This is a genomic window from Actinotalea sp. C106, from assembly GCF_023630195.1.
GTDB lineage: Bacteria > Actinomycetota > Actinomycetes > Actinomycetales > Cellulomonadaceae > Actinotalea.
Map to the genome: position 1 here is coordinate 1 of NZ_JALPKN010000110.1, position 9,859 is coordinate 9,859.

Below are 9,859 nucleotides of genomic sequence, written 5' to 3' on the forward strand. Positions count from 1 at the left end.
AGCCGCCACCACACCAGCCTGAGCCGACGTCTCCGCCGACCCAGCCGACACCTGCGACCCCGACGCCGACAGCTCCTCCGAGGCAGCAGCAATCGTCTGCGACGCCTCAGCCACCCCCGACAAGATCCCCCGCAACGACGTCTGCGCCGTGCGCAGGCTGTCCGCCATCTGACCGATCTCATCGCGCGAGTGGACCGTGATCTCCTGCGTGAGGTCCCCGTCGGCGACCGCGTCGAGTACCCGGACGACCTCGCCGACCGGGCGAGCGATACCCCTGCCCACGAACCAGGCGAGCCCCAGGCTGAGGGCCCCGGTGATCACCACGACGATGATGACGACCGCGCGGCCGGTCTCATAGGCGCTCTGAGCCGCGGCGACCGCCAGGTCGGCATTGGCCAGGACCATGCCCCGCAAGTCCCCCATCGCCTCGTTGATCTCGACGATCGCCGGGGCCTGACGCTGCTCGTAGATGGTTCCCGCCTGCTCGAGGTTCCCGGCCGCCTTGGCAGCGAGGGCCTCGTCCTGGGCGGCGACATACGCTTCCCAGCCAGCGACCAGACGATCACCGACAGCACGGGACTGCTCGGTGACGAGCCCTTCCTGGCCCGCGACGATGCCGGCGCCAACCTGCTCGACCCCGGCCAGGTAGCCCTCGTGCAAGCCGGGGACGTCGCCGGGAACCCACAGGTCGGCGGTCGCTGTCGTCATCACCTGCTGGATGCCGGTCTCGAGTGCGCCGATCTCCGCGACGGCAGTCACGCCTTCCACGCGCAGCTCAGTGGCTCGGTCCGCTTGGTCCGCCATGCGCGCGATGCCGACAGTGCCCACGACGAGCGTGCCGAGCAGGCCGATGACACCGACCGAGGCGATGCGGAGCGCGAGCGGGCGATCGGCCCAGAGGCTCCGCCGCCGGGGGGTGGTGCTCGACATGAGAGGTCCTTCCAAGACAGGGGGATGGTGGACATCGGACCCCGCTGCGCGGGGCCGACGGGTCGTCCTCAGTAGGTGAAGGCGGAGACCCGGGTGCGCAGGTCGGCGCTCATCTGGGCGAGCTCGGAGATCGCCGAGCCCATCTGCCCCACGACCTCGGTCGAGGTCTGCGCGGCCGAGGCGACCCCGGTGATGTTCGTGGCGATCTCGCCCGAGCCGGTCGCGGCCTCGGTCACCCCACGCGACATCTCGTTGGTGGTGGCCGTCTGCTCCTCGACCGCGCTGGCGATCGTCAGCTGGTAGTCGTTGATGCTGGCGATGATGTCGCTGATCTGACCGATCGCCGCGACCGCACCGGTGGTGTCGCCCTGGATGGCCTCGACCCGCCGAGCGATGTCCTCCGTGGCCCGAGCAGTCTCCTGAGCCAGCTCCTTGACCTCTCCCGCGACGACGGCGAAGCCCTTGCCGGCCTCCCCGGCGCGGGCGGCCTCGATGGTCGCGTTCAGGGCGAGCAGGTTGGTCTGCTCGGCGATCGAGGTGATCACCTTGACGACGTTCCCGATCTCCTGCGAGGAGGTCCCGAGCTTGGCGACCGTCTCGTTCGTCTGCGCCGCAACCCCGGTGGCCTGCGAAGCGACCTTCGCCGCCTCGTTCGCGTTCTGCGCGATCTCACGGATCGAGGCACCCATCTGCTCCGCACCCGCAGCAACAGCCTGCACGTTCCGGCTGACCTGCTCCGCAGCCGCAGCGACCACACCGGCCTGCGCCGAGGTCTCCTGCGAGCCAGCAGAGACCTGCGACCCCGAGGCCGACAGCTCCTCCGAAGCGGCCGCGATCGTCTGCGACGCCTCAGCCACCCCCGACAAGATCCCCCGCAACGACGCCTGCGCCGTCACCAGGCTCTGCGCCATCTGGCCGATCTCGTCCTGCGAGTCCACCCCGGGCGCCACGGTCAGGTCCCCCTGAGCGAGAGCGTCCAGAGACACCTTCACCTTGCCCACCGAGCGGGCGATGTTGCGCGCGACGACGACGCCGAGCGGGATGGCGATCGCGAGGCCGACGAGGATCGCCACGAGGCTCATGATGCGCGCCCGGGTCGCCGTCGCCTGCGCCTCGGCCGCAATCATGCCGATGTAGCCAGCCAGACCGTCCTCGACGAACTCGAGGTCGGCTACGAAGGCATCGATGAGGGGTTGCCCCTCGGCGAGCCGGACGTCCTCGAAGGCCTCGCGGTCCTCCTCGAGCGCGGCGGGAATCAGCTGCTGGTCACGGACGACCTTCCACGCCTCCCAGTTGGCGAGGAAGCTGTCCCACTCGGGCATCCGCGCGTCCGCGGCGTCCAGCGCCGTCGTGACATCAGCGGCGGCGGTCTCGAGGTCGGCATCCGTCTCGTCGATGCGTCCGATCCAGTCCTGACGCTGCTGCTCGCTTGCCGCCGCGGCGACCTGGGCGATGAGCATGCGCGCCTTGAGCTCCTCCTGGTGCACGAGAGCGATATCGGTGCTGAGACCCACCTGGATGTCGGCGAGGCCCTCAGCGTCCGCGGCCACCCCTCGCAGATTCGTGTCCGCGACCACGCCCGCGACGATCGAGGTCAGCGCGAGCACCCCGACGACGGCGAGCACCTTGGTCGCCACCCCCATGTCGGTGAGGCGGCGGAACCCACGCCGAGGGGTGTGATCCGCAACGGTGGCGGAAGACGAGGACGTGCTGGACATCGGGGCTCCTTCGAAGCTGTTCGTTGAGCGGACTGCCTCTCTCATCGGCCCCGGATGGCGGCTTGTGAGACGCGACGAGGCGGTGGTAGCCGATGTCACCCGGCCACCACCGCCTCGTCGTCGCTCGGCGCCCCGCGGGCGCCCGGATCACCTCAGTAGGTGAACCCCGAGACCTTGCCGCGCAGGTCGGCGGCCATGCGCGCGAGCTCACCCATGGCGTCCTGCATCTGGGCCACGACCTCGCTCGAGGTCGAGGCCGAGCTCGCGACCCCGGTGATGTTGATCGCGATCTCCCCCGAGCCGGTCGCGGCCTCGGCGACCCCGCGGCTCATCTCGTTGGTGGTCGCGGTCTGCTCCTCGACCGCCGAGGCGATCGTCAGCTGGTAGTCGTTGATCGCGGCGATGATCGTGGAGATCTCTCCGATGGCCGCGACCGCCGAGGCGGTCTGGCTCTGGTTGGTCGCGATGCGTGCCGCGATGTCCTCCGCGGCCCGGGCCGACTCCTGCGCCAGGTCCTTGACCTCCCCCGCGACCACGGCGAAGCCCTTGCCGGCCTCCCCGGCCCGCGCGGCCTCGATGGTCGCGTTGAGGGCGAGCAGGTTGGTCTGCTCGGCGATCGAGGTGATGACCTTGACCACGGCGCCGATCTCCTTGGCGCTGGCGCCCAGCTCGCTGACCGTGGTGGCCGTCGAGTGCGAGAACTCCACGGCCTGGGCCGCCACCTTCGCCGCCTCGTTCGCGTTCTGCGCGATCTCGCGGATCGATGCACCCATCTCCTCGGCACCCGCCGAGACCGACTGGACGTTGCGGCTGACCTGCTCGGCAGCGGCGGCGACCACCCCGGCCTGCGCGCTGGTCTCCTCCGAGCCCGCGGCGACCTGCGCGTTCGAGGCCGAGAGCTCCTCGGAGGCCGCCGCGACGGTCTCGGCGGTCTCGATCACCCCGCCGAGGGTCTCGCGCAGCGAGGCCAGGGCCTTGGCGGAGGAGGCGGCCATCTGGCCCAGCTCGTCGCACTCGTGCACCTCGGCCACCACGGTGAGGTCCCCGGTGGCCATCGCGTCGAGGCTCGCGCTCACCGAGCGCAGCCCCCGGGTGATGCGACGGGTCACCTGCACGGCGAGGAGCGTCGCGGCCACGGCGGCCACCACGAAGCCGACCGAGAGGGCTACGAGGGCCATCGCGATCTCGGCCCGCGCGTCAGCCATGATCTGCTCGACCCGGTTGCTGATCTGGCTGTCGGCCAGGCTCAACGCACGGCCCGCGTGGTCGGGATCTCCCGCGGCGGATCCGCGCAGCGTGGCCTCGAGGCCGGCGAGGTCCCCCTCCATCACGAGGGGCATGACGGTCGCGTCGCGGTAGGCGGTCCAGGCCTCCCACCGGGTCACGAAGTCCGCCCACTGCTGGGTGTCGGACTCCGGGTAGCTGCTGACCGTCCCGATGAGCTCGGCGGCGGTGCGGTCGTTCCACTCCGAGGAGGTCAGCACCTGCTGGCGTGAGGCGTCGTCGGGGGCCGAGGCCGCCCGACGCACCAGGAGGTGGCTCTGGGCCTGCGCGGTGCGCAGCTCGGCCATCGAGGTCTGCAGCTCCCCGGTCAGTCGCTGCATGGTCGCGAGGTTGTCCCCCGCGCGGACCAGGGCCACGGCTCCGAAACCTCCGACGACGGCGAAGGCCAGGCCGAGCACCGCGACGGCGGCCCCCACCTTGACGGCTACCGGGCGGTTCCAGAACCACGCCGCCCGGACCCGCGGCGTCGTGCCGGTCCCGACGTCCGTGGACGCCTGGTGCTGGACCTTCTGCTGGGCGCTCACCGGAGCTCCTCCTCGCTGTAGTACCCGCTCTCGACGAGGACGGGCTGGTAGTTCTCTGCCGTGACCACCTGCGGGGCGAGCAGGTACGAGGGCACGACCATCACCCCGTTGTCGTAGGAGGTCACGTCGTTGGTCTCGGGCTCCTCGCCACGCAGCAGCGCGTCGACCATGGAGACGGCGACCTCGGCGAGCTGACGGGTGTCCTTGTAGATCGTGGAGTGCTGCTCCCCCGCGATGATCGACTGCACGGAGGGGACCTCGGCGTCCTGCCCCGGGACCACCGGGTAGGGCTGGGCGGCGGTGCCGTACCCGGCCTCGGCCGTGACACCGAGCAGCGCCAGGCTGATGCCGTCGTAGGGCGAGAGGATGCCGTCGAGCCTCAGGTCCGCGTAGGCAGGCATCAGGGTCTGCATGCGCTCGGCGGCGGTGTCACCGCTCCAGCCCTGGGTCGCGATCGCGGCGAAGTCGGTCTCCCCCGAGGGGACGACGAGCACTCCCTCGTCGAGGTAGGGCTGCAGCACACTCATCGCACCCTGGTAGAACACCGTGGCGTTGTTGTCGTCCGGGGAACCGGCGAACAGCTCGACCGCGAAGGGGCCGTCCTGGTCGGTGTCCTCACCGTTGGCGTCGACCACGCCGAGCCCCTCGAGGAGCGAGGTGGCCTGCTGGACGCCGACCCGCGCGTTGTCGAAGGTCGCGTAGTAGTCGATGTCCGCCGAGTCGCGGATCAGGCGGTCGTAGGAGATCACCGGGATGTCCGCGGCGCCGGCCTCGGCGAGCACGCCCTTGAGCGCCGTCCCGTCGATCGCACCGATCACCAGGGCGTCGACGCCCGCGTCCACCATCGCCTGGACCTGCTCGACCTGGGTCGGCACGTCGTCCTCGGCGTACACGAGGTCGACCTCGTGGCCGAGGGACTCCAGCTGGGCGGTGACGTTCTCGCCGTCGGCGATCCACCGCAGCGAGGTGGTCGTCGGCATGGCGACGCCGACGCGCTGGGTCGCGGTGGACCCCTCGTCCTCACCGGCGACGGCACACCCGCCGAGGGCTGCGGCCAACCCGCCCACGACGACGGCCACGGCCGCGGTCCTTGCTCTGCTCACGGTTCCACTTCCTTCGACAGCTCGTTGGAGGAGCGTTCGAGGAGGGGCAGCGGTACGGCCCGGCCTCGGCGGTCCTCGGTGACCACATGCTGGATCGGCCATCGCGACCCCGTGATGAGGGGGACGCCTGGACCCGAGGGGCACGATCAGGCCGCAGGGCACGGCGAGGAGCCGGGCACTCAGGACCAAGGGCCTGGACGCACGAGCGCCCCTGCCCGGACGGGGCAGGGGCGCTGGTCCGTGGGACGCAGGCGTCGGGGAGCCGGCGCGAGGACCTCAGTAGCGGAAGGTCGAGACCTTGGCCCGGAGGTCGGCGCTCATCTGTGCCAGCTCGACGATCGAGGTGCCGACCTGACCGAGCACCTCGCTCGAGCTCGAGGCCGAGGCCGCGACGCCGGTGATGTTGACCGCGATCTCGCCGGAGCCGGTGGCGGCCTCGGCCACACCGCGGGACATCTCGTTCGTGGTCGCCGTCTGCTCCTCCACCGCCGAGGCGATGGTCAGCTGGTAGTCGTTGATGCTGGCGATGATGTCGCTGATCTGACCGATCGCCGCCACCGCACCGGTGGTGTCGCCCTGGATGGCCTCGACCCGCCGAGCGATGTCCTCCGTGGCCCGAGCAGTCTCCTGAGCCAGCTCCTTGACCTCACCAGCCACGACCGCGAAGCCCTTACCGGCCTCACCAGCGCGCGCAGCCTCGATCGTCGCATTCAGGGCCAGGAGGTTGGTCTGCTCGGCGATCGAGGTGATCACCTTCACCACGTTGCCGATCTCCTGCGAAGAGGTCCCGAGCTTGGCGACCGTCTCGTTCGTCGTCGCAGCAACCCCCGTGGCCTGCGAAGCGACCTTCGCCGCCTCGTTCGCGTTCTGCGCGATCTCCCGGATCGAGGCACCCATCTGCTCCGCACCAGCAGCCACAGCCTGCACGTTGCGCGACACCTGCTCAGCAGCAGCCGCCACCACACCGGCCTGTGCCGAGGTCTCGTCGACCCCGGCGGCCACCTGCGAGCTCGCGCTCGACATCTGCTCCGAGGCCGCCGCGATGGTGGCCGAGGCCTCACCCACGGCACTCAGGGTCGAGCGGAGCGACCCCTGGGCCGCGACGAGGGCGGTGGCCATCCGGCCGACCTCGTCACCGCTGCGCACCTGGAGGGTCGCCGTCAGGTCGCCCGCAGCCAGGGCGTCGAGGGCAGCACCCACCTCGTTGACGGGCTTGACGATCTGGCGCGTGACCAGCAGCGCGACGCCGATGCCGACCACGACGCCGGCGAGCAGCAGGGTGACCACGAGGGTGATCGCACGGCTCGAGGAGCTGGCGGCCTCGCTGGCGATGCCGCCCACGTAGACGTCGAGCCCGGCCTGGGACTCGTCGAGGGACCCGACGGCGGCGTCGATCAAGGGCTGAGCCTCGGCGAGGCGGGCGGTCTCGTAGACCCCCACCTGCCCCGCCAGGGCCGGCGGGACGAGCCGGGTGTCGCGGACCTGCTTCCACGCCTCCCAGTTCTCGACGAAGACGGGCCAGGACGGCTCGGCATCGCCGACCAGCGTGGTCACGCGCGTGATGGCCTCGTCGATGATGGCGTCCTGCTCGGGGATCATGTCCGCCCACTGGCGCTTCTGGCCGCCACTGGCCGCGCCCACCACCTGCGCCATGATCAGGCGCGCCTCGTTGACCTCGGCCTCGATGAGCGAGAGGTCCTTGCCCACGCTGGCCTGCACGTCGACGACGGTCTGCGTCGAGGCAGCCGTCGCAGCCATCGAGGACACCGCGAACGCCCCTGAGCCCAGGGCGACGACCGCGAGGGTCGCCACCGAGGTGAGGATCTTGGTGCGGATCGAACGGTTCGAGAACCAGGACCCCCGGGGGGTCGTGGTGGGGCCGTCCTGGCCACCGGTCTGCGCAGTCATCCGTGCTCCTCGCGAGGTCGAGCGCCCTCCTGGCGCCGGAGACGAGATCGGCCGGGATGCCCTCGAGTTGAGGGCATCCCGGCCGGTCAGACGGGTGATCTTCGACGCCCTGCGCCGACGACGAGGTCAGGCAGCGGTCGCGGCGTCGACGTCCAGGGCCAGCAGCAGGCCGCGGTCGAGCTTGTAGGCCCCGACCACGACGTCGCGCAGACCGCCGTCGAGGGTGTCGGGGGGCGTCTCGAACTGCGAGTCCTCGACGTCGATCACGTCGCCGATCTCGTCGACCAGGAGGCTCACGGGCTCGCCGTCGACCTGGACCACGACCATCATCGGCTCGGCGTCGGCCGCGAGGGGCTCGAGGCCCAGCCGCACGCGCAGGTCCACGGTCAGGACCACCTGGCCGCGCAGGTTGACCAGGCCCGCGATGCCGGGCGGGGCCACGGGCACCGGGGTACGGACCTGCGAGCGCAGGGCCTCCTGGACGTGCAGCACGTCGACGCCGTAGTGCGCGCCGTCCAGCACGAAGGTCGCCAGCTGTCGGCTCATCTCACACCCCTACCAGTGCGCCACGGCCGGCGGCCGGGCTGTTGACGTCATCCGGGTCGAGGGGCCCGTGCTGGGACGGGACCTCGACGTCGGTGAAGAAGTACGGGTCCACGGCCACGACCGCCGACTGGATGTCGAGCAGCTCGGTGACGCGGTCCTTGAGGACGGTCGAGCCCATGAGCCCGTGGTCGCCCAGGTCGTAGTGCTTGGCGGCGTCGTCGTCCACGATGTCGACGATCTCCTCGACGACGATCGCGACGCTGCGCAGCCCGCGGGTGTACACCACGACGGTGAGCTCGTCGTCCTCGCTCACGGCCATGCCGTAGGAGGACCCGAGGCGGACCACCGGGGTGATCGAGCCGCGGTACTGGACGACCTCGCGGCCTCCGGTGTGCTCGATGGCCGTGGCGGGGATCTTCTCGAGCCGGGTCACGGCGGAGAGCGGGATCGCGACCCGACGGCCGTCCCCGACCCCGACGACGAGCACCTGCACGGTCTCGACGACCTCGACCGCGGCGCTGGCCCGCGAGCCGCGCTCGGCCTCGCCGATCTCACCGGCCATGGACCGGCGGGCGATCGCCTGGACGTCGAGGATCAGCGAGACCCTGCCGTCGCCCAGGAGCGTGGCACCGGCGTAGAGGCCGATGGACTTCAGCCGTGCGGAGAGCGGCTTGACGACGATCTCCTCGGTGTTGAGGACCCGGTCGACGATCAGGCCGAAGCGCTGGGTGTCGGCCTGGAGGACGGCGATGACGGTGCGGACGCCCTCCTCGCGCGGCCCGGAGCCGAAGACCTCACGCAGGTCGACCAACGGCAGCAGGTCTCCGCGCAGGCGGTAGACCGGCGCGGACCGGATGTACTCGATCGAGCTCTCGTTGGTCTGGGCGTCCAGGGCCACCAGCTCGACCAGGCTGACCTGGGGGATCGCGTAGAGCTGCTCGTCGCAGACGATCGTCAGCGCGGGCATGATCGCCAGGGTCAGCGGGATGCGCAGGCGCCAGGTGGTGCCCTTGCCGACGCTCGAGTCGACGTCGACGGTCCCGCCGATGCCCTCGATCTTGGTGCGCACCACGTCCATGCCCACACCGCGCCCGGAGACGTTGGTGACGGCGTCGGCCGTGGAGAAGCCGGGCAGGAAGAGCATCTGCAGCAGCTCGGCCGGGGCCATGGCCGCGACCTGCTGGGGGGTGCGCAGGCCCTTGTCGACGGCCTTCGAGGCGACCCGCTCGGGGTCGATGCCCTTGCCGTCGTCCGTGACCTCGACCACGACCTGGCCGCCGGCGTGGTACGCCCGCAGGGACAGCAGGCCCTGGGGCGTCTTGCCCGTGGCGGTGCGGTCGACGGCGGACTCGATGCCGTGGTCGATCGCGTTGCGGATGAGGTGGGTCAGCGGGTCCTTGATCGCCTCGAGGAGGCTGCGGTCGAGCTCGGTGTCGCCACCGACCATCTCGAGCTTGACCTGCCGGTCGCAGGCGGCCGCGAGGTCACGGACCATGCGCGGGACCTTGGACCACACGTGCTCGATGGGCTGCATGCGCGTCTTCATGACGCCCTCCTGCAGCTCGGAGGCGATGAGGCTGAGGCGCTGCGAGGCACGGACGAGGTCGCTGCCGGCGCTGTCGTCGGCGAGGCGGGTGATCGCGTTGCGGGCCAGCACGAGCTCGCCGACCTGACGCATGAGGGCGTCGAGCAGGTCGACGTCCACGCGGATCGAGGCGTCGGCAGCCGAGCGGCCGGGCTCCCCGGCGGACTCGTTGCCCGCGGGCTTGGCCTTGGCGGGGGCCGGCGTGGCGGCCGGGGTCTCGGCGACAGGAGCAGGCTCGGGGGTCGGCGTCGGCTCGGGGGC

Annotated in this window: 7 protein-coding genes; all 7 read right to left on the minus strand. The window is 71.2% G+C overall.

Annotated features, from left to right (window positions below):
- The coding region (locus L0B03_RS09165) for a methyl-accepting chemotaxis protein (RefSeq protein WP_250445506.1) at positions 1 to 930 on the minus strand (930 nt) is incomplete at its 3' end.
- 68 nt (positions 931 to 998) lie between these two features.
- Positions 999 to 2,648 (minus strand): methyl-accepting chemotaxis protein, encoded by a 1,650-nt coding sequence (locus tag L0B03_RS09170; protein WP_250445507.1) that lies wholly within the window; start codon positions 2,646 to 2,648, stop codon positions 999 to 1,001.
- A gap of 152 nt (positions 2,649 to 2,800) precedes the next feature.
- Positions 2,801 to 4,456, minus strand: coding sequence for a methyl-accepting chemotaxis protein (locus L0B03_RS09175; protein ID WP_250445508.1), 1,656 nt, complete (start codon positions 4,454 to 4,456; stop codon positions 2,801 to 2,803).
- Entirely contained in the window at positions 4,453 to 5,559 is a 1,107-nt protein-coding gene (gene chvE, locus L0B03_RS09180; RefSeq protein WP_250445509.1) for a multiple monosaccharide ABC transporter substrate-binding protein, read from the minus strand. The genes L0B03_RS09175 and chvE overlap by 4 nt, the downstream gene beginning before the upstream one ends.
- Positions 5,560 to 5,835: 276 nt before the next feature.
- A complete protein-coding gene (locus tag L0B03_RS09185; protein WP_250445510.1) occupies positions 5,836 to 7,467 on the minus strand; it encodes a methyl-accepting chemotaxis protein in 1,632 nt (543 codons plus the stop codon).
- A 126-nt stretch (positions 7,468 to 7,593) separates the two neighbouring features.
- A complete protein-coding gene (locus L0B03_RS09190; protein ID WP_250445511.1) occupies positions 7,594 to 8,013 on the minus strand; it encodes a chemotaxis protein CheW in 420 nt (139 codons plus the stop codon).
- A gap of 1 nt (position 8,014) precedes the next feature.
- Positions 8,015 to 9,859: chemotaxis protein CheA (locus L0B03_RS09195; protein WP_250445512.1), on the minus strand; the 1,845-nt coding region annotated here is incomplete at its 5' end.